This window comes from Pseudoalteromonas sp. SG41-5 (genome assembly GCF_014164495.1).
GTDB lineage: Bacteria > Pseudomonadota > Gammaproteobacteria > Enterobacterales > Alteromonadaceae > Pseudoalteromonas > Pseudoalteromonas rhizosphaerae.
Genome location: NZ_JACJFH010000038.1, coordinates 1 through 26,414, shown reverse-complemented (window position 1 = coordinate 26,414; position 26,414 = coordinate 1). Strand labels below are relative to the sequence as shown.

Sequence of the window (26,414 nt, the reverse complement as noted above, 5' to 3'; positions counted from 1 at the left end):
AATAAAAATCCCCGCATTTGCGAGGATTTTTCAAAAGTTTAAATCAGCTTCTTATAAAAGAATTACTGACCTTTAACTTCTTTAAGACCATTAAAAGGTGCTTTAGCGCCTAATTGCTCTTCAATACGTAGCAATTGGTTGTACTTCGCTACACGATCAGAACGGCTCAATGAACCTGTTTTGATTTGACCAGCTGCAGTACCCACTGCTAAATCAGCAATTGTTGAATCTTCAGTTTCGCCTGAGCGATGAGAAATAACAGCAGTGAAACCAGCGTCTTTAGCCATTTTGATTGCAGCTAACGTTTCAGTTAGTGAACCAATTTGGTTAAACTTGATTAAGATTGAGTTAGCAATACCGTTGTCGATACCACGCTTTAAGATCTTAGTGTTTGTCACGAATAAATCGTCACCAACTAATTGGATCTTATCGCCAAGTAGTTTTGTTTGGTGTGCAAAGCCGTCCCAATCAGACTCATCAAGGCCATCTTCGATAGACACGATTGGGTACTGTTCAGTTAGATCTTTTAAGAAGTAGTTAAACTCTTCTGAGGTGAATTTTTTACCTTCGCCTTTAAGGTCGTAGATATTTGCTTCTTTGTCATAAAACTCAGACGCAGCACAATCAAGTGCTAGAGTAATGTCTTTGCCTAACTCGTAGCCTGCATTAGCAACAGCAACTTTAATTGCTGCAAGTGCCGCTTCGTTAGAGGCAAGGTTTGGTGCAAAACCACCTTCATCACCCACTGCGGTTGAATGACCATCAGCTTTAAGTACTTTGGCAAGGCTGTGGAATATTTCTGCACCCATGCGAAGCGCTTCACGGAAGTTGGCAGCGCCAACTGGCTGGATCATGAATTCTTGAATATCAACTGAGTTATCAGCATGCTCACCACCATTGATGATGTTCATCATTGGTAACGGCATAGAATAAACACCTGGTGTACCGTTTAAGTCAGCAATGTGCTCATAAAGCTCTACTTTTTTAGATTGTGCAGCAGCTTTTGCAGTTGCTAATGACACTGCTAAGATTGCATTTGCACCTAATTTTTCTTTATTTTCGGTACCATCTAAATCTAGCATTACTTGGTCAACAGTGCTTTGCTCTAGTGCATTTTGGCCAGCTAAGGCTGTCGCGATTTCATTATTAATAAAACCAACCGCTTTTAATACACCTTTACCTAAGTAACGTGCTTTATCACCATCACGTAATTCTAGTGCTTCGCGAGTACCTGTTGATGCACCTGATGGTGCAGCAGCGCGGCCCCATGAACCGTCAGCTAAATGAACATCAGCTTCTACAGTTGGGTTACCACGCGAATCCATAATTTCGCGACCGATCACTTTTACGATATTTGACATCTTGATTCCTCTTTTCCCAAAATGGTGAGTCTACTCCGACTTTATTAATTTTCCTTAATGCCGTCGACTTTGAAAACAAATAAGCCGTGCATAGTGCACGGCTTATTCATATTACGATGACGCTTTTTGATGAATATGCGCAGCGGCAACAAACCCTTCAAATAGCGGATGACCATCACGCGGTGTTGAGGTGAATTCCGGGTGGAATTGAGCCGCAATAAACCACGGGTGATCTTTATTCTCGATGATTTCAACTAGCTTCTTATCTTCCGATAAACCAGTGAAACTCAAGCCAGCTTTTTCAAGCTGTTCAACAAAATTATTGTTTACTTCGTAACGATGACGATGACGTTCAACAATCTCATCACTACCATATACTTCACGTACTTTTGAGCCTGGTGTTAAATGACATTTTTGTGCGCCTAAACGCATAGTGCCACCTAAATCAGATTTTTCGCTACGTGTTTCAATATTGCCTTCAGCATCTAACCATTCAGTGATCAAACCAACCACAGGGCTTGACGAGTTAGCATTAAACTCGGTTGAGTTTGCATCTAATAAGCCTGCAACATTACGTGCATACTCAATTAGCGCAACTTGCATACCTAAACAGATACCAAGGTAAGGTACTTTATTTTCACGGGCATATTTTGCCGCTAAAATTTTACCTTCAACACCGCGCCCACCAAAACCACCAGGAACTAAAATAGCATCAAGGTTAGCTAGTAACTCAGTACCTTTACTTTCAACATCTTGTGAATCAACATATTGAATGTTTACTGTTAAACGATTTTTAAGACCTGCATGTTTAAGTGCTTCGTTTACAGATTTATAGGCATCAGGTAGTTCAATGTATTTACCAACCATACCGATAGTCACTTCACCCGTTGGGTTTGACTCTTGGTATAACACTTGTTCCCACTCAACTAAATCAGCTTCAGGGCAATCAAGATGGAAGCGACGACATACAAAGTTATCAAGCTCTTGCGATTTTAATAGCGCAGGAATTTTATAAATGCTGTCTACATCAGGTAATGAAATAACCGCTTTTTCTTCAACGTTAGTAAAAAGAGCAATCTTTGCACGTTCGTTATTTGGTAATTTACGATCTGAACGGCAGATAAGAATATCTGGTTGAATACCAATCGAGCGTAACTCTTTAACAGAATGCTGTGTTGGTTTGGTTTTCACTTCACCCGCAGGGCCTAAGAATGGCACTAACGTTAAGTGAATAAACAATGCGCGCTCACGGCCAATCTCTGTGCCAAGCTGACGAATTGCTTCTAAGAATGGTTGTGACTCAATATCACCAACCGTTCCACCAATTTCAACGAGTGCCACATCATGGCCTTCAGCACCGTCATAAACACGTTGCTTAATATCGTTGGTAATATGTGGAATAACCTGAATTGTTGCACCAAGGTACTCACCACGACGCTCACGACGCAGCACATCTTCATATACACGACCTTGTGTGAAGTTGTTACGGCTTGTCATTTTGGTACGGATGAAACGTTCATAGTGACCTAAATCAAGATCGGTTTCAGCGCCGTCTTCGGTGACAAATACTTCACCATGTTGAATTGGGCTCATTGTGCCTGGGTCAACGTTGATATAAGGATCCAGCTTTAAAATGGTAACATTTAAACCACGGGCCTCTAAAATAGCTGCCAACGATGCTGCTGCAATACCTTTACCCAACGAGGAAACAACCCCGCCGGTAACGAAGATAAATTTTGTACTCATGCGAACCCTAGAATATCAGGAATTAAAAGGAAAAATATAGAATCAAGACGGGGCGAAATTATAGCAAAGGCACTGCCATCAATCCAGCGAAAGTTAGTAATTCTCTGCACAAAAAACGCACTCAGCGTTTCGCATTATTTACTGCTGCTTTTTTATCGCATCCCATGCGGCATCCATTTCAGCAAGGGTTGCTGTATCAAGCGATTGCCCACGCTCACATAAATAGGCTTGTACTTTTTCAAATCGCGCTGAAAACTTATCGTTGGCGCTACGTAATAATTGCTCTGGGTCACGTTTAATATGCCGTGCTACATTAACTGTAGCAAACAATAAATCGCCGATTTCTTCTGCGCTGTGTGCTGAAAATGGATCAACGGCTAACGCTTCTTTTACTTCATCAACTTCTTCAGCCACTTTATCTAATGCACCATGATAACTAGGCCAATCAAAGCCTAATCCTGCAACCCGCTGCTGAATTTTTTTGGCTTTACTCAAACTAGGCAGATTTGCAGGTATATCTTGCCATAATGTGTTGCTCTGCGGTTCAGCTTTTGCTGCCCGCTCCTGTGCTTTTATGGTTTGCCACTGCTCACTGAGTTGTTGTTCAGTCAGCCCTTGCTGATCGGCAAATACATGTGGATGGCGACGCACTAACTTATTATTTAGCCCAGCCATTACATCATTAAAATCAAATAACCCTTGCTCTTGTGCCAATTGCGCATAAAAAATCACTTGAAAGAGTAAATCACCCAGTTCATTTTTAAGCTCACCGAAATCACCTTTTTCAATGCAATCGGCTACCTCGTATGCTTCTTCTAAGGTATGCGGTACGATGGATGTAAAGTCTTGCTTTAAATCCCACGGGCAGCCTGTTGCTGGGTCACGTAATTTAGCCATAATGGCTAATAACTCAGTTAATGTATTCGTTGAGGTATTAGTTGTCTGGTTCATTTACATTCCTAGTGACTACGTTTTGCTTCATGCACGCCTTCGATTTGATCTAATTTTGATAGTAATCGATTGGTACTTGATAAATCATGTACTTCCACTTGCATGGTAAACAACGCTAATTGGCGGTCGTCCACGGTTTCCATATTCATATTCAGCACATTAACTTTTTCATTGGCCAGTACCGAACTAATATCACGTATAAGCCCAGCTCTGTCACTTGCTTCAATTTTAATACACAGGGCATAAGAGCCGTTAATTTCGTCTGACCAACTAACCGCAATAACACGCTCAGGATGTTGTGTTCTTAGATTATTAAAAGAATCACAATCAGTCCTATGCACACCTATGCCACGCCCTTGCGTGATATAACCGATTATTGACTCACCAGGAACTGGGCGGCAACATTTAGCCACATGGCTCATTAAACTACCAACCCCATCAACCACGATACCATTTTTATCACCGCTGATTTTAGTCGGGTTCTTAAAGCGGATGACGGGCTCGTCATCAGAGCGATCCGTGATAAAATTCAGCAACTGATTTAAACGCACATCACCGGCGCCAATCGCAACCATTAAGTCATCTAACTCTTTAAAGTTATAGCGAGTAATAGCCGGCTCTAAGTTTTTGTAGGTCAGATCGAGCTTTTGCAATTCATTATCTAGAATTTCTTTACCAGCACTGAGATTTTTATCGCGATCGAGTTGTTTAAACCAGTGGTGTATTTTCGCTCTCGCGCGGGATGATTTAATATATCCCAGTGATGGATTTAACCAATCGCGGCTAGGATTAGGTTGTTTTTGGGTTAAAATTTCAACCTGATCGCCAGTGTGTAATTGATGGGTAAAAGGCACAATTTTGCCAAATACTTTTGCACCAATACAACGATGACCGACATTTGAGTGAATATAATAAGCAAAATCCAATGGTGTTGCGCCCAGCGGTAAATCAAAAATATCGCCTCGAGGGGTGAAAATATACACCCGATCTTCGACCACTTGATTTTTTAGCTCTTCGGCTAAATCGCTGCCATCAACCACCTCTTCTTGCCATTGCAATAATTTACGCAACCAGCTAATTTTTTGCTCATACCCAGAACCACGCCCAGGTAACGCCCCTTCTTTATACATCCAGTGCGCAGCGACTCCGAGCTCAGCATCTTGGTGCATCGCGTGGGTACGAATTTGGATTTCAACCGTTTTGCCTTCTGGGCCAAATACTACGGTATGAATAGATTGATAACCATTTTGTTTAGGGGTGGCAATATAATCATCAAATTCTTTATTTAGATGGCGCCAATTGGTGTGTACGATCCCCAGCGCACCGTAACAATCTTGCAATTCATCCACCACAATACGCATGGCGCGAATATCGAATAACTGGTCAAACTCGTAATTCTTTTGCGCCATTTTTTTGTAAATACTGTAGATATGTTTTGGCCGACCATATACCTCGCCTTTAATACCTGCTTGAGCCAGTTTAGTTTTAACTTGCTCAACCATATCTACCATATAAGCTTCGCGACCTAGGCGCTTATCATCCAATTGCTTGGCAATATTTTTATACACATCAGGGTGCAAATAGCGAAACGATAGATCTTCCAGCTCCCACTTTAATTGCCCAATCCCTAACCGGTTAGCAAGTGGCGCAAAGATATCAGCGGTTTCTTTTGCAGCAATCACCCGCTCTTCTTCGTTGGCGTTTTTAACCTCTCGTAAATGACATACCTGCTCAGCAAGTTTAATAACCACAGCGCGCACATCTTCAACCATCGCCAATAACATATGGCGTATATTATCAACTTGAACGGTGCCAGTACCTTGATGAGCCAAAGTGCTAATAGTAGCCATTTGTGCAACACCCGTTAGCAGAGTTGCCACATGGCTCCCCATCACATCGCTTACTGTATCGATGTCGATTAGATTAGCCAAAAAACTCGGCGTAATATATGCGGTAGCGAGGGTGTCTGCATCGAGATTCATTTCCACCAAAATTTCGACCATTTCCATGGCAATATTTTGTTGCTGATGATTATGCAGTTCAGCGCAAAGGGTATTCGCTTTACTTAATAGTTCGCGCTTTTCTTGCGTTAAGTTAAGTAAACCAAGTCGTGTGCTAAAATCACCCGGTTTGTCGTGTTGGTGTGATTGCCGAGTAGCTACCATAATGCGCTCTACCTCCGTTGAAATAACGCCATCGTTTCGATATGCCCCGTGTGTGGAAACATATTCATTAGCCCTATTTTTTCAAGTGAAAATGCAGCTTGCGTAATAATTGCGCTGTCACGGGCTAAAGTAACAGGGTCGCAAGATACATATAAAATCGTTTTAAATTGCTTCAGAGGCAGTTGCTCTAAAATAGCTAAGGCACCGGTACGTGAAGGGTCCAGTACTAATACATTCAACTCTTTACTAAACCACGGAGCTTGCTGCATTGTTTGTGTTAAATCAAAACAATGAAAATGAGCATTGGCTATATGGTTAGTTTGCGCATTTTGCGCCGCCATTGCAACCGCAGAAGCCACTCCTTCAACACCAATTACGCTTTTTGCGTTATTTGCCAGCGCTAAAGCGAAGTTACCAATCCCACAAAATAGGTCTAGTACCTGTTCGTCCCCTTTTAAACTAAGCCAGTCAACCGCTTGAGAAAGCATAGCTTGATTTACCTGCGCATTGACTTGAATAAAGTTTTCCAGCCCAAAAGTAAATTTTAGTCCAAGCTCAGGTAAGCTATAAAACGGCATAGGTAAATGGCTGTGGTTAATTTGCTGAGTATCTCCTTGCCATATAATTTGCCACTGATGATCAAGCCCCTGCTGCTCAATAGTTGCTTTTAGCTTATCACTGATGCTTTTAGTGTGGCGGATCACCACAAAATTTTGCTCATCTGCTTGGCATAATTGTATATGGCTAACACTGCGAAGTTCGCCATATTGGTTTAATAACTGATCAAAAACAGTAAAAATTGCGGCAAAATCGTCACTCAGTACTGCACACTGCTGCACACTGACAATTTGTTTAGAACCTTGCGCGCGATAACCAACCCGCATTTTTTTTGCGGTTTTATCAAACATCACCGCTAACCGCGCACTGCGACGGTAGTGCGTCGGCTCGCTCAATAACGGGGCTTGCCAGTTCATTGCATCAAGCTTGGCAAACTTTGAAAACAGCTGGCTCACCGCCACTTGCTTTTCAACTAATTGTTGGTCAAGTCGCAAATGCTGTAATTGGCAACCACCACATTGTTGATAATGTTCGCAAAACGGTTTAACCCGTGCTTCACTGGCCTGCTCAACTTTTATCGTTTTAGCCGCGCTATAACGAGCTTTATCTTCGGTTAGTTTGGCCTTAACCGTTTCACCTGTCAGTGCACCGCTAACAAAGCACACTTTATTATTATGCTTGGCAATCCCCCGACCTTGATGATCCATTCCTGAAATGGCTAAAGTTAACGACTGTCCAGAAAGGGTTTTCTTTTTTGCTTGGAAAAACTGCGCCATCGGGCAACACCTTAAATATTGATTCTACGAGGGTGATTGATTACTAGCTTATAAGTATATACTCTTTAACTAACTAATAATGATAACAACGTTCACTTATGACTAAACTTGGTTTGCGCGACTCAGTTTTAACGCTAACACTTATTCCCACAGTGATTATCGGATTACTACTTGGCGGCTATTTTACAATAAATCGTTACATTGAGCTTGATGAAATTTTATATCAGCAAGGTGCGACTATCTCCGAGCCCCTGTCGATTGCCATTGAACAGCCATTATTAGCAAAAAATAAACAGCTACTAAACCGTTTGATCAGCCATGCGCATAATAAACACTCTCCAGCAATTAAAACCATCGCCATTTTTGACGAGCATAATGAACTGGTATTAACCAGTAACTATCACCGTGACTTTGATGATCTACTGCACAGTGAGTACTTGCAAGCAGGAAAAAACACCAAAGTAGTGCCCAGCGACCACTTAATTACATTTTTTACGCCGATCATCAACCACTCAACGCCAGACGCACAGTGGAATAATGCAACGTTTCAAACATCCCTTGGCACTGTGGTTATTCAGCTCAACAAAGACCAAGCGATTATTGGTCAGCAACAGGCATTATTAGTCAGCGGTATTGTAATTATTTTAGCCTTAGTGTTGGCGGCTATTTTAGCCATCAGGCTTAGCCATATGTTTATGACCCCATTAAATAAGTTAGTACTGGCTACCGACAAATTAATCGAAGGGAAAAGAGAAACCGGCCTAACCGCTCCGATGATGGGCGAGTTTGAATTATTACGCCAAGGGCTAAACACCATTTCTGATACTATGGTGATGCAAAAAGATGAAATGCAAAAGCACATCGATCAGGCGACCAGTGACTTGCGCGAGTCGTTAGAATTATACGAAACACAGAATATTCAGCTCAGTATTGCTAAAACCGATGCCCAAGACGCCAACCGCGTAAAATCGGACTTTTTAGCGAAAATGAGTCACGAACTGCGCACACCACTCAATGGTGTAATTGGCTTTACTCGTCAATTACATAAAACACCGCTAAATAAACACCAAAAAGATTACCTCGATACCATCGAACTCTCAGCCAATAGTTTAATGACTATCATCAGCGATATTTTAGATTTTTCGAAGCTTGAAGCAGGCGCCATGGAACTTGAGTCCATTCAATTTCAACTACGTGACACAATAAACGAAGTACTTACGCTACTGGCCCCCAGTGCGCATGAAAAACAATTAGAGCTATCGATTTATATCAACTCACTGGTGCCTGATAACATTACTGGTGATCCGACCCGCTTTAAACAAATTCTGATCAACTTGATTAGTAATGCAATTAAGTTTACTGAAAAAGGCTCAATTAAAATTGATGTTGGCCATCGTTTACTTGATGAAGAACGGACCTCAGTATTAGTGTCGGTAACCGATACAGGCGTTGGCATTCCAATGGATAAACAAGATGCCTTGTTCACTCCTTTTGGCCAAGCTGATTCAAGCATTACCCGTAAATTTGGTGGCACAGGCCTTGGCTTAATTATTACCAAGCACATAGTTGAAACCATGGGTGGCCGCATTACCTTAAACTCAGCACCTGGTAACGGCACCTGCTTTACTTTTAATGGTGTATTTAGGCTTCCAAGCCATATTTATAACAGCGACTTACCAAGTAGATCTCTTGCAAATAAACGTATTTTATACCTAGAACCGCATGAACATACCCATAATGCGGTGCTCTCTTTACTCACCGAGTGGCAAACAAGGGTTACTGCGTGCTTTGACCAAGAAACCTTTTTACAAGAGTTAAACAAAGAGTTTAATTACGATATTTGTATTATTGGTCATGTTGCCGCAGTTGACGAAATGCAACGCTTAAAAAGCTATATCAAAGCAGTCCGTGAATCGACTGACTACCTGTATTTAATGCTTAATTCGGTATCGCATAATATGCGCGAAGCATATATTGGCTGTGGTGCAGATGCGTGTTTAAGTAAACCGCTGAACCACCGCAAGCTCTGTGAAGTGCTTGCAGCACCTTATCGACTCGATCATCCCGTACACAATATTGAAGAAAATGACGAAAAGTTATTACCGCTAAAAGTATTAGTCGTTGATGATAATGATGCCAATTTAAAGTTACTTTGTACTTTATTAGAAGAGCAAATTGAAACTATCGATACCGCTCATAATGGCTCACAAGCCTATAGTTTGAGCAAAAGCCATAAATACGACATTATTTTTATGGATATTCAAATGCCAATTATGGACGGTATTACCGCCTGTAAACTGATCCTAGAATCATCCTTAAACGAAGATACCCCTATTATTGCAGTCACAGCACACGCCTTAGCAGGCGAGAAAGAGCAACTTATTACCGATGGCTTTAAAGGGTATTTAACTAAACCTATTGATGAAGATATGCTGAAACAAATTATCAGTGATCATAGTCCACAATCACCGCTGCGACGAGACAAAAGCCGCAATGAGCTAGTTGCTATTGAGCCTCCTTTTGTAAGCTCTTCACTGGATTGGCCATTAGCACTGCAACGTGCCGGCGGTAAAAACGAACTGGCGCTTGAAATGCTTAATATGTTGTTACTCAGTGTGCCAGAAACCCTGCGACTACTTGAAGAAGCAACCGCCAGCCAAGATTGCGAACATGTGCTAAGTATTATTCATAAATTTCACGGTGCTTGTTGTTACACTGGCGTACCCAAGCTCAAGGCACTCGCTGAAGCACTGGAAACCGCGTTAAAAGGCGATTGTGATTTAAGTTATATTGAGCCTGAGCTTTTTGAGCTGCAAGACGAACTTGAAAACCTGATGACCGATGCCGGCTTAGCCGAACATTAACGGCAGATCCGCTTAAGTGATTTACCACTTTTTAAGCTACTGATCTGCCAAGTTACATCTGTATCTTGTTGCACCAGACTTACTTTGGCAATGTCACTAAACATAAAATCACCGGGTACATTAAGTCGCGTTAAATTTTGTGATAATGGTTGCTGACAATAAGGGCCTGTATCACCGTGGATCACTAATACCGGCTTTTTTACTGTGTTTACAAATTCCGCCAAAGCATCGCGATACACTTTAAAACCATCACACTGTTCTGGCTGAGTTTTACTGCATGCTGGTTGTGCTGTTTGATGGGTGTAAATATCCGCCTGAAAAGCAATCACATAACCTTTGGCTGCTGAGTTTGCTTGCGCTAACCAGTTAAGGTTGTTGCCGTCTCTTGTATCAGCTTGTTGATAAGCAAGTTGTTTATCACTTTTTAGCACCTCTCGACGGCCATTGTGGGTGCCTGCAATATGCAGCGTTATAAACTCTACATCAGCGAACCGCCAACGCGCATTTTCGTGCATGCTAGGCTGTTGCTGAAAATCAACTAAGGTATTGGCTTTTTCAAGGTATTTATCATCAAACATCAAGGTTTTTAAAAATACCAAGCGCTCTAATTCATCATAACGAGGAGTTAAATTTTTGCGGTCGCAATCAGTCCATTCATTGTCACCGGGGGTGTAAATAAATGGCTGCGTAGTTAAAGAGGTAAGTAACTGTTTATGCTTCTCAAGCAACTCATTGGTGCAAGGCTCAGAACCGGATTTCATATCGCCAACATGGATCAAAAAAGCATGCTCAGTCGTTTTTATTTTTTTACCCAAAGCTCCTATTGGCGCTAAATTCATTTCATCAATTGGAGTATATGGCATATCCCCCATCACCAAAAACGCATTACTGGACAGCGCCCAAGTCAAACCAATTAAACTAAACATCACCATCCCCTATCACGCAAATAGATCTTAAGCTCTCATAGTAACAAACAAATGAACAGTTAAAAGAACGGCTTTTTGCGACTAAGCTTGCTAAAATAACCGCACAGTAATCCTGAATTTATTAATCATGTCATTTAGCACCACTTATACATTAGATAAACCCTACTTTTACGAATGTTTTGATGAGTCTCTGCCTTACAGCGCACAAGCAAAGCCGAAATATGTTTTTTTAGTATTATTGGTTAGTTTAGGACTTACAGCTATTTATTGGTTAGAAAAACACTATTTAGGAAATTTCTTGATCATGGCCGCAGTACTTGAATGTGTTGCTTTTTATTATCGCAGGCCTTGGTGGGTAACGCGGCAAATGCTTAGTCGAGCATCAGGCTCTGAGGCAACGTTAACTATTGATGAAAGCGGTTTTAAAAGCGAAAACCCACATAAAAGCTATCAGCTAGCATGGCAAGATATTGATGAAGTAATTTTTACTGTTCGCGGTATTATTTTAAAAAGTCGTCGCGGCATGCAGTACGTTTCAAACAGCGTACTGAGTGATGAGATTATTGAATACATAAAAAAAAGAGCCACTAAATAGTGGCTCTTTCATATCAATTAAATTGATTAAGCATTGCCCGGATTCGGGTTAGACTTTTCAGCTTGAATACGCATGTAAATTTCTTCACGGTGTACCGAAACGTCTTTAGGTGCATTAACACCAATACGTACTTGATTTCCTTTAACACCTAGTACAGTGACAGTTACTTCGTCACCAATCATTAGGGTTTCACCTACTCGACGAGTTAGTATTAGCATTCTCTTGCTCCCGTATTCCAATAAATTAAAAGATTCCGCGTCTGTATATTAAAGAAAATAAGCCTTAATAGTAAGTAAAAACTCTAAATCGATTCATTTTCTGTTAAAAAAACTCTTTATAATGCGCCTATTGCCAATTCTAAGTATGTTTCATCTATTCAAACTAATATTTTAATATCAGATCTTGATACGTGTTTACGTTAATCTATAAAAACAAACTTACTACACTAGGATATGATTTCATAGTCACTGCCTCAATGGCGACTTTAGTAACTGAGCAACCAACAGAAATTTCTTTACTGTTAATATAATGGTGGCTGTCATTTAATACTTCAAGTAGTTACTAAAATCTTTTCTGTGCACTATAACGGTAGTCGATATAAGCATAGCCTATTTTTTCAAAGTTATGATTAATCTTAACTATTTGGACGCAGTTATCGAGAAAAAGTTTCAATAAAAATTAGTTTTATCATCGCTGTGGAGAGTTTATGGGGATAGTTCCGAGTTTTTTCGTAATTAAGGTAAATCCAGTGGCAATAAAAAATGCGGTAGTGTGTATTTAGTAAGGTATGCCGTTTTAGCTATAAATTTAGGACGTGGCTTAGCTGTTAAAGCAGATTTAGAGTAAACACCTTAAGAGACTCAATTGAGCCTCCTAAAGTGTTAAATCAACTTTACGTACTGAGCTATTAAGTACGCTCAGTTAACCAAGCGGTTACGCTATCAAGTGCTGCAGTTAAGTTTTGCGGCTCAGAGCCACCAGCTTGCGCCATATCAGGACGACCGCCGCCTTTACCACCAACTTGTGATGCCATGTGATTTACCAGCTCACCGGCTTTCACTTTGCCAGTTAAGTCTTTAGTCACACCAGCAATTAAGCTTACTTTGTCGCCATCAGCAACACCAAGTGCAATAACACCTGAGCCAATCTTGTTTTTAAGGTCATCAACCATGCCGCGTAAGGCTTTTGATTCAGTGCCTTCAACGTTTGCCACAAGTAATTTAACACCGTTAATTTCAACAATTGAATCAATTAATGATGCACCCGCAGCACTGGCTAGCTTGTCGCTTAGCTGTGCTATTTGCTTTTCAAGCCCTTTCGACTTTTCAAGCAAGGCAGTTACTTTTTCAAGTACTGATGCGCTGTCGCCTTTAACAAGAGCCGCTACGTCGTTTAGGTGTTGCTCTTGCTCACTTACATAAGCAATTGCATCAGCACCTGTTACCGCTTCAATACGGCGCACACCGGCAGCAATACCGCTCTCAGAAACTATTTTGAATAAACCGATATCACCAGCACGATTTACGTGAGTACCACCACACAGTTCTATAGAGTAATCACCAATAGTCACTACGCGAACTTCATCATCGTACTTCTCACCAAATAACGCCATTGCGCCTTTTTCTTTGGCGGCATCGATTGCCATCAGCTCAGTATTTAGTGCAAAGTTACGACGGATCTCGTCATTCACAACTCGCTCAATTTCACGTAGTTCAGCTTTCGTGACTGCTTCAAAATGCGAGAAGTCAAAACGTAAACGTTCAGGGTCTACGAGCGAACCTTTTTGCGACACATGATCGCCCAATAACTGACGTAGTGCTTCATGTAAAATATGCGTCGCTGTATGATTCTTTTTAACACGATCACGGCGCTTATCATCAATGTTAGCGTCAACTTTATCATTCACACCAATACGCCCCATCACTGTTCCGTGATGCGCGAATGCATTACCAAGTTTAGTAGTATTAGTTACTGTAAACTCACCGCCAGCTACCGTTAATGTGCCGGTGTCGCCAACTTGGCCACCAGATTCAGCGTAAAACGGTGTGCGATCTAGTACCACAATGCCTTGTTGGCCATCTTCAAGTACTGATACAGCTTCACCTTGCGCGAACATTTCAATCACAGTGCCACTATAGTGCGTTGCGTCATAGCCTTTAAAGTCAGTGTGTTTGTCAGACTTTAATTGCTGGTTATAGTCAGCACCAAATTTACCAGCTTGTTGTGCAGTTTTACGCTGTACAGCCATGCACTCTTGGAAGCCTTGCTCATCAATCGTCATAAAGCGCTCACGCGCTACATCTGCGGTTAAATCGGCAGGGAAACCATAGGTGTCATATAATTTGAATACCAATTCACCTGGGATCACATCGCCAGTTAAATCAGTCAGGCTTTCTTCTAAAATAGCTAAACCACGCTCAAGAGTTTTGCCAAACTGCTCTTCTTCAATACGCAGTACTTTTTCGATGATTTCTTGCTGTTTTGCAAGCTCTGGATACGCTTGACCCATTTGTTCGATTAGCGCAGCAACTAACTTATAGAAGAACGAACCTTGTGCGCCAAGCTTGTTACCATGGCGAACTGCACGACGAATGATACGGCGCAGTACATAACCACGGCCTTCGTTTGATGGCATAACCCCATCAGAAATTAAAAACGCACATGAACGAATATGATCCGCCACTACGCGCAGTGATTTATCATCCATATCTTGTGCATTGGTAACTTCTGCAGCAGCTTTAATTAAGCCTTGGAATAAATCGATTTCATAGTTTGAATGCACGCCTTGTAAAATTGCAGCAATGCGCTCAAGACCCATACCTGTATCAACAGACTGCTTAGGAAGCGGCTCCATCGTACCGTCGCTTTGACGGTTATACTGCATAAATACCAGGTTCCAAATTTCAATGAAACGGTCGCCATCTTCTTCAGGTGAGCCTGGAGGTCCGCCCCAAATCTGTTCGCCATGATCATAAAAAATTTCAGAACATGGACCACACGGGCCAGTATCACCCATTGACCAGAAATTATCTGAAGTAGCAATACGAATAATGCGATCTTCAGGCAAACCAATTTCGTTAGCCCAATAACCAAATGCTTCTTCATCATCATGGTAGATAGTAACGAGCAGTTTTTCTTTCGGCAGTTTTACAACGTCAGTCAAAAACTCCCACGCAAACTTAATCGCGTCTTGCTTAAAGTAATCACCAAAGCTGAAGTTACCTAACATTTCGAAAAATGTATGGTGGCGTGCTGTGTAGCCTACATTTTCTAAATCATTATGCTTACCACCGGCACGCACACAACGTTGTGAGCTAGTTGCGCGGTTATAAGGGCGGCTTTCGGCGCCTAAAAATACATCTTTAAATTGCACCATGCCGGCGTTATTAAATAATAACGTCGCATCGTTACCCGGAATAAGCGAGCTTGATGGAACAATTTGGTGTTGTTTAGAGGCAAAAAAATCTAAAAACTGTTGCCTGATCTGTGCGGTAGTCATGTGCTGCATGTGAACGTCTCACCCATTTTTACTGTGCTTGCATTGCAAAATCTATTTGTTCGTAACTGAACCCTCGATACATTAAGTAGCGCACGCGCTTAGCTTTTTCTTTGTGATCGAAGTCGTTCTGTGAATTTGAATACTTCTTTAAATACGCATCCTGCGCTAACCCAAACCAATCAATTTCGAATGATTCAATCACACTTTCTAACAGTGCTCGGTCAATCCTTTTGCCCATGGCTTCGCTTTGAATACGTTTTAAGCCATGTTTTTTAGCAATGTGGCGACGTACAAAACCTTCAACATAACGCTGCTCATTTATAAAATTGTGCTCTTCACACCAATCTAATAAAGCTTCGATAAATTCAGGCGTCGCCTCTTTTTGCTGTAATTTTTGGGTTAACTCTCGACGCGAATATTCTTGGCGCCCGAGTAACCAAAGTACATAATTTTTTAACTTCTTTTGTAATGCTTCATCCATTTCTTCAGCCATTATGCGTCAAAACGACCGCTTTGATCATTATGCTGCGGCGCAACAGGCTCTGCCTCTGCAGGCGGTACGATCGGCATAAAAATAGCTTGATAAGAAACAAAAAAGCTAATGTAGCAAATTGGCATTAAAACCAACAGCGGCAAGAATGATAAAAACATTGAAAGCATCATCAAGCCTGCAGTAATTGCCCCATATACACTCAATGGTGCCATGTTGTGGTAAAACACCATAAGTGAGCTTTTTAGCACCTCAAAAATACGTTTTTGTTGATTAAAATAAACCAACGGCACTGCATAAGAAAAAGCCGTTAAATACACCGATAACGCAATTAAAAACAGCGCCAAATTTGCCATCGAGATGCTATCAATTACTTGCTGCAAGGCAATGTTAGGATCGACATTCGGATTACTCATAATCTCAACAGCTTCAGCAAATAAGCCAGCAGCTAACAAGGCCATTAGCACACCTGCCGCCATTTGATAAAGCGCTAAACGAAGCAGCCCCATGCGATTACCCTTGGCGGTAAACGGCTTTAGGATATCGGCCAACATAATTTTGCCGCCTTGCTGTTTGGTGATCACCGCTTGATAAAACCCCGCAGTTAAAAATGGCGTGGCAATGGCTGCTATAATTTGTAAAAAAGGTAAAAATAGCGATAGTAAACCAATAATACCTATAAATAAGTGCATAAAAATAAAGGTAAAAGGCTGAGTTTTAAAAATAAGCCAGCCTGCTTTAAACCATTTCAGCCCTGCATCGGCCTTAAATACTCGTAATTCAATTGACATACTTGCTCTTAAATTAACAACAAAACACGCCGAGTATAACTCGGCGTTGGATGGGATTACATAGACGACAGCTTAAAATTACGGTTTTTTAATCTTCTTTATATCTAACATATGCGCACCATGCTTAATTTTCGTCTCTAGGTATGCTTTATTGCCCGCTAAACCAGCTTTAATGTGTGCATGCGTGCCAACCACTGATTCAACTTCAATACCTGCATCTTTCAAGGCATTAAGCTTTTTAGGATTATTGGTCATCAGCTTTACGTGAGCCAACCCCATCGCTTCTAGCATTAATACCGCGTCAGAAAAGTCACGTAAGTCATCAGCAAAGCCCAAATGATTATTTGCTTCATAGGTATTCATACCTTGTGATTGCAATACATAGGCGTCAATTTTATTGTATAAACCAATACCACGCCCTTCTTGGCGTAAATAAAGTAAAATACCACCTTGTTGATGCATCATTTCAATACATTCGTTGAGTTGTTCACCACAATCACACCGTGATGAATGAAATACATCACCGGTTAAACATTCAGAATGCATACGAATAAGCGGCACAGACTGCTCGCTATCAGCACTATTAAACACCAAAGCAACATGCTCTTGGCCATCTTTTAAATCGCTAAATGACACGATTTCTGCGGGTATATCACTGTTTTTGCCAACATTTAGCTGGACTCTAGCTCTTACTTGCGCCACGACAAATCCAAAATTAAAAAGTAATGCGATAATGCAAACGTGATAATATCACAAAAATAAACTGCATTGAAAATAATACAACACCGCAATGAGTAATAACTATATTGAGGCAGTTACTCGCAATTCAAGCATTGCCCTGCGCTAAATCGACAATTCCACCCCACCAAAAACAAAATTCTTACTCGATACTCTAAATCAATGACATAGTTGTACCTATTTGGTAGAATTTAATTAAACATAATAATAAGGAACATTATGAAAGCATCCTCTTTACTACTTTGTCTTGCCATCACCTATTCTGGTTATAGCCACGCCGATGAATCTATACATAGTCAATTTAAAATAGTTTACCAGCAATACCTTAATGCACAGCAACAAGGCAAAGGCGCAGAAGATAAAGCTGAACAAGCCTATTTGCTAGGTAAGCAAATCTATGGAGATAAATCAGATAACACTGCAAATTTAGCCATAAACTATGCTAATGAGCTTCATCAATACCCTGCAGAAAACAAACAAAAACGTTTTACCTTGTTTGAGCAGGCTTACACTATTTTAGCGGCTAATCATCCAACAAGTAGCATTGAACTCATCGATGCATTGCTTGGTATGGCAACCAATACTGATTCGGTAAATAGAGCCGACGCCCTATACAAACAAGTTATTGAAATCGCTGCAGTCCAAAAAGTCCCAAAATTAGTAGCAGATATGAAACTGGCTGCTGCACAAGGATTAGCGTATGGCTTTCAAGGGAAGAAATACAACCAAGCCAAACGTTACCTACTTGAGGCAGACGAGTTTTACAGCCAAAACTTACCTGAGAACTCAGTAGAGCGGATCAAAGCTGACTTTTTAGTTGCCGCTTTTGCAGAAGGTAAAAGACAATATTCTAAAGCGATTGAGCGTTTAAATCGAGTTGTAAGTGTATTTGATGATGCGCTTAGCTTCGATCATGAAACAGAGCTTAGTGCTCACTCTAAATTAGTTCACCTTTATGAAAAAACAGGTAAAAGTGACGAAGCGACCAAACATTGTTTAGCTATAGCTAAAATGGTGCCGTGGCAAGAAAACCAGCAACAAACCCCACTTTATCGTCAAGAACCTAACTACCCAGATAGTAAAGCAAGGTTTAGGCAAGATGGTTCAGTGCAAATGGAGTTTGACGTTAACACCGCTGGCTTTGTAAAAAATATCACCATCATTAAATCTGAAGGTGGTGAAGCATTTGAACAAGAAGCTATTAAAGCAATGGAAAAGTGGCGTTATGCCCCTAAGTTTGAAGACGGAAAAACAGTGGTTGCAAAAGCTCAAGTGCAGCTAGACTTTAAAATTGGCAGGTAAATACACGTAATTACTAATAACATCAGTGTTTGTAATACTGTTTATAAACACGTTTTAAGCCCAGCATGACTGGGCTATTTTTGTAAGGTATCTAGTATTTTGTCACTGGCATCCTCGATTAAATCAAGTACCTGTTCAAAACCATTTTCGCCACCATAATAAGGGTCGGGGATCTCATCAACGCAGGTTCCATAAGCTAAAAATAACGACAGCTTATACTGCAAATGCGCCGGACAAAGTGCAGTTAGATCAGCTAAATTGGCTTTATCTGCAGCGAGGATCAAATCAAAGTACTCAAAGTCATGAGCGTTAACTTGTCGTGAACGTATCCCCTCAAAGCTATAGCCACGTTTAAGTGCCGCCGCTTGCGAGCGTTTATCTGGAGGATTACCAATGTGGTAGCCTGCGGTACCTGCTGAGTCAATTTCAAACTGTGATCCACGCTGTAATGCTTTAGCCTTTAACACCGCCTCCGCAGTCGGTGAGCGGCAAATATTACCTAAACAAACGATCAGTATTTTTTTCATGATTAAATTTCATCCACTAGCATCAACATGCATTCATAAGATACCAATAAAATTAAAACCTGCATACCAAGGTTACTTCCAATCTTGTAACCAGCGCTGTTGATCTTTTAAATCATGCCAATTTATTTCCATCGAACGCTTTGACATCACCGCTTCAATAACACAGCTGATAACAACGCCCTCTTCATCAAACTCCATATCGGTAATCATAAAATGCTTTTCTTTATTGACGGGTGAAACGGCCGTCCATTTACTGTTTAATAGTTTTCTGTGGTTAATTTTATTCATATGATTCCTATCTAACATCATCAAGCATTGATCATCGTGATACGTAAACACCACCCACTGCGTTTACATTTAACTGAATGAAATGTGATTTTACAGCTAACTAATCACAGCTGCATAGAGGTATAAGTCTGGCTCGACCATCAAGTGGGTTGTCTATTTTCAGGTAATATTTACCAAGCAGGGTTGGAATTTGCGGTGCTAGTAAGAGGAATTAAATAACCAGTTACATCAGATGACTCACTATGTATTACAAGGTAGAGGTAGGCTTTAATTTATCACTAAAGCCTATATAAGCTAATGCAATTATTAAAATTCGTAACTAATACTCACGCCACCATCAGCGCGTTTTTCATTACTGTTGCTGCCTTCACCGTAGCCTAATTCAAAACGAACGCGCCAACCGCCTTCATTTAAACCACTAAAAAGGTAACTATAACTCACGCCTACACCGTTGGTCGTTTCTGTATCAAACATACCTGATAGTGCACAGCCAAAAATATTACCAAATGTCTCACCAATGTCTTTATCATCAGTATCCGAACACTCACGACCATCATCTTGTGCACCAATGGCGCCAACAACTAAGCCTAAAGCATGCTTTTTATCGCTCGTTAGCGCATGTTCAAACCCGACAGAAAAACCATCATCTAAGCCTATTTTATAGTTAGCATACCAGCGCTGTGTACCTTGTGCTGCTGATAATGATACCTCTGGTATAACAAAGTAAGGGTAGCCGCCACCGATTGAAAAATTAACATCGTTTGCATTAGATGAAAAAGTACAAATCGTTAGCAAAGCACCTAGGCAAAGCTTGTTTAATGTCATTAAAGTTCCTTTTAAGTTTTTTATTATAAAGCGAACGCTACTTTACACATTTTAGAAACAAAAAGGCAACTAAAATTGCTTCAAAATAACATCATCATAATCATCAACGTTTAACGTCACATTAAACTTAGCCGCCACACTGTCAAGCTCAGCTTGCTTAATAGCTAATTCATCCATGGTGATAGTGTTATCGTCTAGTTGCCATAATAACCGCGAGCCAGCATAACTATAATGAATTGCTAACAATGCTTGAGGATTTCCCTCTCGCCCCGCCGCTTTTAATTTTGCCATTTTTCGGGTGATTTTATTCAATGCTTGTTTGAGATCCCACACATACACCACTTCGGTCATATATTCATGTGTGCGGTATTTATTCAGCGCCCAGCCAATTGTTAGGCTAGTAATAACTACACCTATTAAATTCCAATGAAAATGACTGCCACTTTCATCAGGGAATAACGCGATTAGTAGTTGTGAGATTGCTAAACTGCCAATAGCCAACGCCAAGCCGCAGCCGATAATAACGCGGTTTAAATGCTTACGATAACGAGCTTTATCAATTTGAATAAGTTGCATAACTGCCTAATAAAATAAAAACCAAAATTCACAGCCGCCATTGTAACCAATGCCCATAAGCAAACACGAAACTTTTTAAAAATATTTCACCCCTTTTTAATCTAGCGCACGTTTTAGTGATGAATACCACTTAACTTATCGAGGATTTGCTTATGCAAACAGTAGCTTTACCACACACTAATCATGCTTTAAAAACATCAACGGCCATTGTTGGCGGTGCAGCCATGACCTTTGCGGCATTTGCATTTATGCAGTACTTAATTAGTGGCGAGCAACGCGCGCCAAGCTTTATTGATGACGGCATCATTGTAGAAATATTCCAAGCGCCAGAAGATTCTAAAGTGCAGCACAAGCAAACCTTGCCGCCGCCACCTAAAATGCAAACGCCGCCTAAAGTGCTGCCGCGTACACCGCCAAGTACTGATACTAATATAGTAACAACCGCAATAACGCCAGATATAAGTATTGATAAAATAGGTGGCGATATAAAAGCTAACTTACAGCGACCAACCGGTGATGCGACCCCCATAGTACGTATAAATCCTAAATACCCGCCCATTGCCGCACGAGAAGGCATTGAAGGCTGGGTACAATTAAGCTTTAATGTATCTCAAACCGGTGAAGTAATAGATGCACAAGTTACTGACGCAGAACCAAAACGCATTTTCGACCGTGAAGCACTACGGGCAATTAAACGCTGGAAATACCGCCCAAAAGTGATTGATGGCGTAGCACAAATGCAAACTGGGCAAAGTGTACAACTTGATTTTAAGTTAGACCAAACGCAATAAAAGCTCATTAACGGATAAGGGTGCCTATGCTTACAAGCTTAAAGTCATGGTTTATTAGTCAGCCCAGTAACGACTACTTGGCTGACTACGCAAAAAGTGGCGACAATCGCCACTTAACTAAACTCGTTACTTTGTTTGGCAACGATTTATATCATTACTTAGTCACGCAAAGTAATGAGCAACTCGCCTTTGATATAAGCCAACAAACATGGTTAAAAGTGATGGAAAAACGCCATTATTATCAACCGCAAGACAACCCGAAAGCCTGGTTGTTCCGCCTTGCCCGTAATGCGTTAATCGATGAGTTTCGCAAACAACAGCGTTTTGTAGAATTAGCAGACGATACTGCAATTGCAGCACCTAATACTCAGCAAAGCTTTGATTACGAAGTCTTTAACCACGCTTTAATGCAACTAAGCTTTGTACAACGCGAAGCGCTCAGCTTACAGCAAGAAGGCTTTTCGCTTGAAGACATACAACAGATCACCCAAAGCAATCATGAAACCGTAAAAACGCGGCTACGTTATGCAAAACAAAACTTAAAAACATTATTAGGAGGCTACCATGAACAAGCATAACGAACAGTTTGAGCAGCAACTTAACCAGCATTTTAGTGAGCGTAAAAAACGCCACACACTGACGCCAGAACAACAGGCATTATTTACGCAAATGCCGAATCAAAAAGCTAATAAAAAGCCGACTCGATTTTTATTACCCCTGCAAATGACCGGCCTCGCCTGCGCTTTAGTAGTACTGGGCTTTACCGTGTTTAATACCACAGATAACAACACAGAACAACAACACACACTTAACAACACCTTTGCCGTACAGCAAAGCAGTTACCACTTTATAGAAGTACACCAAGTAGATAATGCGGGCAGTTATTCAAGTGAGATAACCCGCCAAAAACAACAACTCGATGACAAACTCGCCGCCGACCTGCGCCTACACCAACAACGCTATATAGAATACGGGCAATTAGTAAAAGTGGATAACGACTGGTACATCGCCAGCTGCCACAGCGAAGTACTCATTCAAATAAAAGACTCGCTATTGAATAACTTAAAAACCAAACACGCTATAGAGAGCAATATAATGAAAGGCGACATGCTCGCCATGGCCCACAACAGCCAAGGCCAGATCATAGCGCTTAAACATGCGGGAGATGGGGTAAAGATGTGTAGGGGGTGATTTTTACCACTGAGGGCACAGAGGCGCTGCGCTACACAGAGATTGTCAATTATCATGCTTATTAACTATCTCCCATATAATCTAACGGCGAAGATAGCTCTACAAAATCACGATAATGTTCTTTAGTAATTTGATCATATTTGTCTTTGATATAAATATAGTTTACCCAGGGGATTGTTACTTTTTGAGAAATTCCAGAAAGAATGTTAGCTAATTCCCTTTCAGCTTTTTCTAATTCAGAAATTCTGTCTTCAAAACCCGCATATAAGAAGTCAAAATCACTTTCAAAGCCATTAAAAATTTTACAAAAAATCTTTTCTATAAACTCAGATAATAATACTGGGTAGTTTCCCTTACAGTAATCATTTCTTTGATAGGTCATATTGCTAATATAGAATCTAGTAGTGTAAATTTCAGGGTCTATAAAATATAAAAGTTCAGTAGAAGCATAAATATCTAAAATTTGTCCCTCTAGGAACTCACTTAGACTAATTTTTCTAGGCTCACCTTTGTCATTTTTCCCTTCTCGTTTAAATCGTCCACTTATGATCTCTTCGTACAATGGATGATCTTTTTCATAGATACAGAACAAAGTAGCTAAAACAAGAATATCAACTTTTTTGCCGCTTGGTAAATTAGCAATAATTGCTGTAATACGCTCCGTAATTTGAATCGCAGCTCTCGCAGATACTTGAAAAGCATCTAATACAACTGAAATATTAGCGAACGCAGTTTCAGCTTTTTCAGTCTGAGGCAAGATTTGAATATTTCTGCTCTTGAGATATTCTGGATCAAACTTTGTTCTGTCAGCATGCACATTTAAAAAATCACTTAGTGCAGGTCGTTTTAAACTATAGCGGCTGTTAAAAAATCGACCTAAATATACCTTAGCATCAAACCCTTCTCCATAAACTGACTTAATTGTATGTTGGAGTTGCTCAGTATCTGTTGCCACAACAAATACGATACCTTTAACATCAAATATATGCTTTATAGTTTCGAGCATTTCCACAGCATAACTTGGGCGACAACGATCTAACTCATCGATAAAGACAAAAATAGGTAATTCTTTACCTTCCTGCTGCTCAAATTTACTGACCCAATCTGCTAGCTTAGACTTTATTACCTCGATGCTTTTACTTTTCGCTTCATGCTCTTTAATAAGGTTCTGAGCAAGAGCTTTAACTGCGGGTGAAAAAGCTGAGCTATTTTGTTTGCTAGATTCTACATTCTCAGTTTCTCCACCTTCATCATCTGAAAATAATAATGTATTTAACTCATTTAAATCGATACCAGTTATTTTTTTCGTTAACCCCTGTGCAATGGCGGGTGCAACCGCTTTAAATATCGACGCAGCTTTATTCGGAATAGTAATAGCGAAATTTGCCTGCGCACTAAGCTGCTTAATAATGCCAGCAATAACTGTTAGAAAAGGATCGTCTGAGTAATCTTGTTGCCAAGCATCGATATAAACAACCGGAAAGTTTTTGAGTTCCTGCGACCAGCGCTTGAGAAAATATGTTTTACCTGCGCCCCACTCGGCATTTAAGTTTAATACGTAGTTTCTCTTTTGCTCTTCTTGCGGCCTATTTTCGTCAAAACCTTCTTGAATTAATAATCTTGTGAGAAATGTTGCGTATCTAGCTCTATCTAACTTATCAGCGGAAAAGTACTCATCTATCTTACGATTTGGCGGTGTGCTCCAATCAAAGCCATTTATATCGGCCATCAAATTCCCTCTTAAATATATATTTTTTATATAGTGCCATACAAAGTCAGGTAAATATAATTCTTCAATAGATCTCATAGAAATGTACTGAGGAAGACCTTTTGTCTTGCCTTGAGCAAACTCTAATCTCACGTTTAACAACCTTCCCCCGTCATCACGCCCTGAAAATAAGTAATTGATGAGTAATATCGCGCATGGCAGGATTTTGTTCCCGACAAATCCTAAGTACCTACATCCATGTAGGCAATGCGCGATAACGCGAAACTAGGCCATGGGTGAAAAGCGCAGCTTTGAACGAGAGGCCATGGATGGCCGAACTGGGGAGCGTACAAGGATGTGTAAGTTGGCCTATCTTCGCCGTTTACGTTCACATCAATTACGCATTGAAGGATTAAGCGTGATGCTCGGGGCGCCGAGGGGTTCCAAGGGGCGACCGGCGGCAGCCGCCCCTTGGTTGCTGCCAGCAATCTGGCAAAAAACATTGAATAAGGTTTCTTTAAACAGTTAGCGAGTTTGAAAGCGACAAGTTAGCAAGCAATGACCAAAAGTTACACGCGCCAGCAAGCTCAGCGCCTACGGTGGTTAACCCTTACATTGGAGTTAAACCCTTCGTGGCTGAAGCCATCTCCTACAACCAATATTTAAGCTCTGTGCAGCGAAGCGCCTCTGTGCTCTCGGTGGTGAACTTATCACTGGTGTTAAACCCTTCGTGGCTAAAGCCATCTCCTACATCCACTATTTAACCTCTGTGTAGCGAAGCGCCTCTGTGCTCTCGGTGGTGATATTCACTTTCTCGCCCTAAAGGGCGACCTACAATTTAAACGCCCCCATTGGTTTTATCGTTGCACTTTAGCCAACCAAACCTCGCGCGCCAGCAAGCTTGGCGCCTACGCAGGTTAACTTATCACTGCTGTTAAACCCTTCGTGGCTAAAGCCTGCTCCTACTTCCAATATTTAACCTCTGTGCAGCGCGAAGCGCCTTTGTGCTCTCGGTGGTGATATTCACTTTTTCGCCCTAAAGGACGACCTACAATATAAAGTGGCTAGGTTCTAGGAAGTGACTAGGTACTAGGATTGTGCCGTAGCTCGTCGCCCGCCGCACGAAGCCATCATTTTTTATTCGTAGCTTAAGCTATCTCCTACGACGAAACTTGAAACAGCAATAACTCGACTTTTATCCCGCTTTTTCTACTAATAGTCGCACTTTAGTAAATGTTAATAACAATTAAACTATTAACACGCTACTCTATTTACATCGTGTTTAAAAAATTGGAGTCATCATGAAGACGTCTTTTTACACCAGTTTAGCTATTGCTATGGTCAGTTTATCTACCTTGCAGGCGTGTGTGCAGCAAGCGGAACAAGAAATCTCTGTCGCTAAAAGCGCTGATAAGTATCAGCTTGAATTAGTTGCTCAAGGGGTAAATATTCCTTGGGGAATGGCGTGGCTTAACGAGCAAGATTTATTAGTAACAGACCGCGCTGGTGAGCTTAGGCTAATTCGTAATGGCAAACTGCTAGAACAAAAAATTGCAGGGCTGCCTAACATGCATGCGGAAGGTCAAGGCGGCTTATTAGATATCGAGCTTGATCCTAACTTTAAAGACAATGGCTGGATCTACTTTTCTTACTCAGGTTATGAAGGCGATGAAGAAGGCTACAATACAACAATTATCCTTTCGCGCTTAAAAGATATGGCACAAGTCAACTGGCAGTTGCTGTTCG

Annotated in this window: 23 protein-coding genes; 7 read left to right on the top strand and 16 right to left on the bottom strand. The window is 41.0% G+C overall.

Translation table 11 applies throughout. The features are described from left to right. Positions 1–62 precede the first annotated feature (62 nt). The 5 genes from eno to rlmD form a co-directional block, all read right to left on the bottom strand. Positions 63–1,361 carry a phosphopyruvate hydratase gene (eno, locus tag H5232_RS11765; protein WP_145240917.1) on the bottom strand — a complete coding sequence of 433 codons (1,299 nt, stop codon included), beginning with the start codon at positions 1,359–1,361 and terminating at the stop codon, positions 63–65. 111 nt (positions 1,362–1,472) lie between these two features. Further along, positions 1,473–3,107 (bottom strand): CTP synthase, encoded by a 1,635-nt coding sequence (locus tag H5232_RS11760; protein WP_145240916.1) that lies wholly within the window; start codon positions 3,105–3,107, stop codon positions 1,473–1,475. A 138-nt stretch (positions 3,108–3,245) separates the two neighbouring features. Then, on the bottom strand, positions 3,246–4,058 hold the full coding sequence (gene mazG / locus H5232_RS11755) for a nucleoside triphosphate pyrophosphohydrolase (protein WP_145240915.1): 813 nt from the start codon (positions 4,056–4,058) through the stop codon (positions 3,246–3,248). Between the two features lie 8 nt (positions 4,059–4,066). After that, entirely contained in the window at positions 4,067–6,223 is a 2,157-nt protein-coding gene (gene relA / locus H5232_RS11750; RefSeq protein ID WP_182830926.1) for a GTP diphosphokinase, read from the bottom strand. An 8-nt stretch (positions 6,224–6,231) separates the two neighbouring features. Then, the gene (gene rlmD, locus H5232_RS11745; protein WP_182785106.1) at positions 6,232–7,557 is read right to left on the bottom strand and encodes a 23S rRNA (uracil(1939)-C(5))-methyltransferase RlmD; all 1,326 of its coding nucleotides are present in this window, start codon (positions 7,555–7,557) and stop codon (positions 6,232–6,234) included. Between the two features lie 98 nt (positions 7,558–7,655). Here rlmD and barA point away from each other — a divergent pair, with 98 nt between their 5' ends. Then, on the top strand, positions 7,656–10,421 hold the full coding sequence (barA, locus tag H5232_RS11740; protein ID WP_149981683.1) for a two-component sensor histidine kinase BarA: 2,766 nt from the start codon (positions 7,656–7,658) through the stop codon (positions 10,419–10,421). Here the strand turns inward: barA and H5232_RS11735 are convergent. After that, positions 10,418–11,347, bottom strand: a complete 930-nt coding sequence (locus H5232_RS11735; RefSeq protein ID WP_182718026.1) for a hypothetical protein — start codon at positions 11,345–11,347, stop codon at positions 10,418–10,420. The genes barA and H5232_RS11735 overlap by 4 nt on opposite strands. A gap of 127 nt (positions 11,348–11,474) precedes the next feature. On the opposite strand from H5232_RS11735, the gene H5232_RS11730 reads away from it, so the two are divergent. Further along, positions 11,475–11,942 carry a YcxB family protein gene (locus tag H5232_RS11730; RefSeq protein WP_145240906.1) on the top strand — a complete coding sequence of 156 codons (468 nt, stop codon included), beginning with the start codon at positions 11,475–11,477 and terminating at the stop codon, positions 11,940–11,942. 26 nt (positions 11,943–11,968) lie between these two features. Here the strand turns inward: H5232_RS11730 and csrA are convergent, their stop codons facing one another. The 5 genes from csrA to ribA form a co-directional block, all read right to left on the bottom strand. Continuing rightward, entirely contained in the window at positions 11,969–12,160 is a 192-nt protein-coding gene (gene csrA, locus H5232_RS11725; protein WP_004587515.1) for a carbon storage regulator CsrA, read from the bottom strand. A 689-nt stretch (positions 12,161–12,849) separates the two neighbouring features. Further along, positions 12,850–15,450 carry an alanine--tRNA ligase gene (alaS, locus tag H5232_RS11720; protein ID WP_145240904.1) on the bottom strand — a complete coding sequence of 867 codons (2,601 nt, stop codon included), beginning with the start codon at positions 15,448–15,450 and terminating at the stop codon, positions 12,850–12,852. A 19-nt stretch (positions 15,451–15,469) separates the two neighbouring features. Further along, positions 15,470–15,922 (bottom strand): regulatory protein RecX, encoded by a 453-nt coding sequence (locus tag H5232_RS11715; RefSeq protein ID WP_145240947.1) that lies wholly within the window; start codon positions 15,920–15,922, stop codon positions 15,470–15,472. Between the two features lie 11 nt (positions 15,923–15,933). Then, positions 15,934–16,722, bottom strand: coding sequence for a BPSS1780 family membrane protein (locus tag H5232_RS11710; protein WP_149981689.1), 789 nt, complete (start codon positions 16,720–16,722; stop codon positions 15,934–15,936). A gap of 78 nt (positions 16,723–16,800) precedes the next feature. After that, positions 16,801–17,424, bottom strand: a complete 624-nt coding sequence (gene ribA, locus H5232_RS11705; protein WP_182768045.1) for a GTP cyclohydrolase II — start codon at positions 17,422–17,424, stop codon at positions 16,801–16,803. Positions 17,425–17,679: 255 nt separating this feature from the next. On the opposite strand from ribA, the gene H5232_RS11700 reads away from it, so the two are divergent. After that, positions 17,680–18,762, top strand: a complete 1,083-nt coding sequence (locus H5232_RS11700; protein WP_182718025.1) for an energy transducer TonB — start codon at positions 17,680–17,682, stop codon at positions 18,760–18,762. A 74-nt stretch (positions 18,763–18,836) separates the two neighbouring features. Here the strand turns inward: H5232_RS11700 and H5232_RS11695 are convergent, their stop codons facing one another. From H5232_RS11695 to H5232_RS11680, 4 genes are all read right to left on the bottom strand, one after another. Further along, positions 18,837–19,289, bottom strand: a complete 453-nt coding sequence (locus H5232_RS11695) for a low molecular weight protein-tyrosine-phosphatase (RefSeq protein ID WP_145240896.1) — start codon at positions 19,287–19,289, stop codon at positions 18,837–18,839. A 72-nt stretch (positions 19,290–19,361) separates the two neighbouring features. After that, complete coding sequence (locus tag H5232_RS11690; RefSeq protein ID WP_182830925.1) at positions 19,362–19,577, bottom strand: TIGR02450 family Trp-rich protein; 216 nt, start codon at positions 19,575–19,577, stop codon at positions 19,362–19,364. A gap of 306 nt (positions 19,578–19,883) precedes the next feature. Continuing rightward, positions 19,884–20,402, bottom strand: coding sequence for a hypothetical protein (locus H5232_RS11685; protein WP_182718024.1), 519 nt, complete (start codon positions 20,400–20,402; stop codon positions 19,884–19,886). A gap of 69 nt (positions 20,403–20,471) precedes the next feature. Further along, positions 20,472–20,978: a DUF3087 domain-containing protein gene (locus H5232_RS11680; protein ID WP_182739897.1), complete on the bottom strand. Its 507-nt coding sequence runs from the start codon at positions 20,976–20,978 to the stop codon at positions 20,472–20,474. 152 nt (positions 20,979–21,130) lie between these two features. Here H5232_RS11680 and H5232_RS11675 point away from each other — a divergent pair, with 152 nt between their 5' ends. The 3 genes from H5232_RS11675 to H5232_RS11665 are packed head-to-tail and all read left to right on the top strand — an operon-like array spanning position 21,131 to position 22,960. Continuing rightward, positions 21,131–21,769, top strand: coding sequence for an energy transducer TonB (locus H5232_RS11675; RefSeq protein ID WP_182830924.1), 639 nt, complete (start codon positions 21,131–21,133; stop codon positions 21,767–21,769). A 26-nt stretch (positions 21,770–21,795) separates the two neighbouring features. Continuing rightward, positions 21,796–22,347, top strand: a complete 552-nt coding sequence (locus H5232_RS11670; RefSeq protein ID WP_182830923.1) for an RNA polymerase sigma factor — start codon at positions 21,796–21,798, stop codon at positions 22,345–22,347. Then, positions 22,334–22,960, top strand: coding sequence for a hypothetical protein (locus H5232_RS11665; RefSeq protein ID WP_182739899.1), 627 nt, complete (start codon positions 22,334–22,336; stop codon positions 22,958–22,960). Before H5232_RS11670 ends, H5232_RS11665 begins: the two co-directional genes overlap by 14 nt. A gap of 61 nt (positions 22,961–23,021) precedes the next feature. Here the strand turns inward: H5232_RS11665 and H5232_RS11660 are convergent, their stop codons facing one another. Next, positions 23,022–24,821, bottom strand: a complete 1,800-nt coding sequence (locus tag H5232_RS11660; protein WP_310736250.1) for a P-loop NTPase fold protein — start codon at positions 24,819–24,821, stop codon at positions 23,022–23,024. Between the two features lie 1,148 nt (positions 24,822–25,969). Here H5232_RS11660 and H5232_RS11655 point away from each other — a divergent pair. Continuing rightward, a partial coding sequence (locus H5232_RS11655; RefSeq protein ID WP_182830922.1) for a PQQ-dependent sugar dehydrogenase occupies positions 25,970–26,414 on the top strand: 445 nt, incomplete at its 3' end.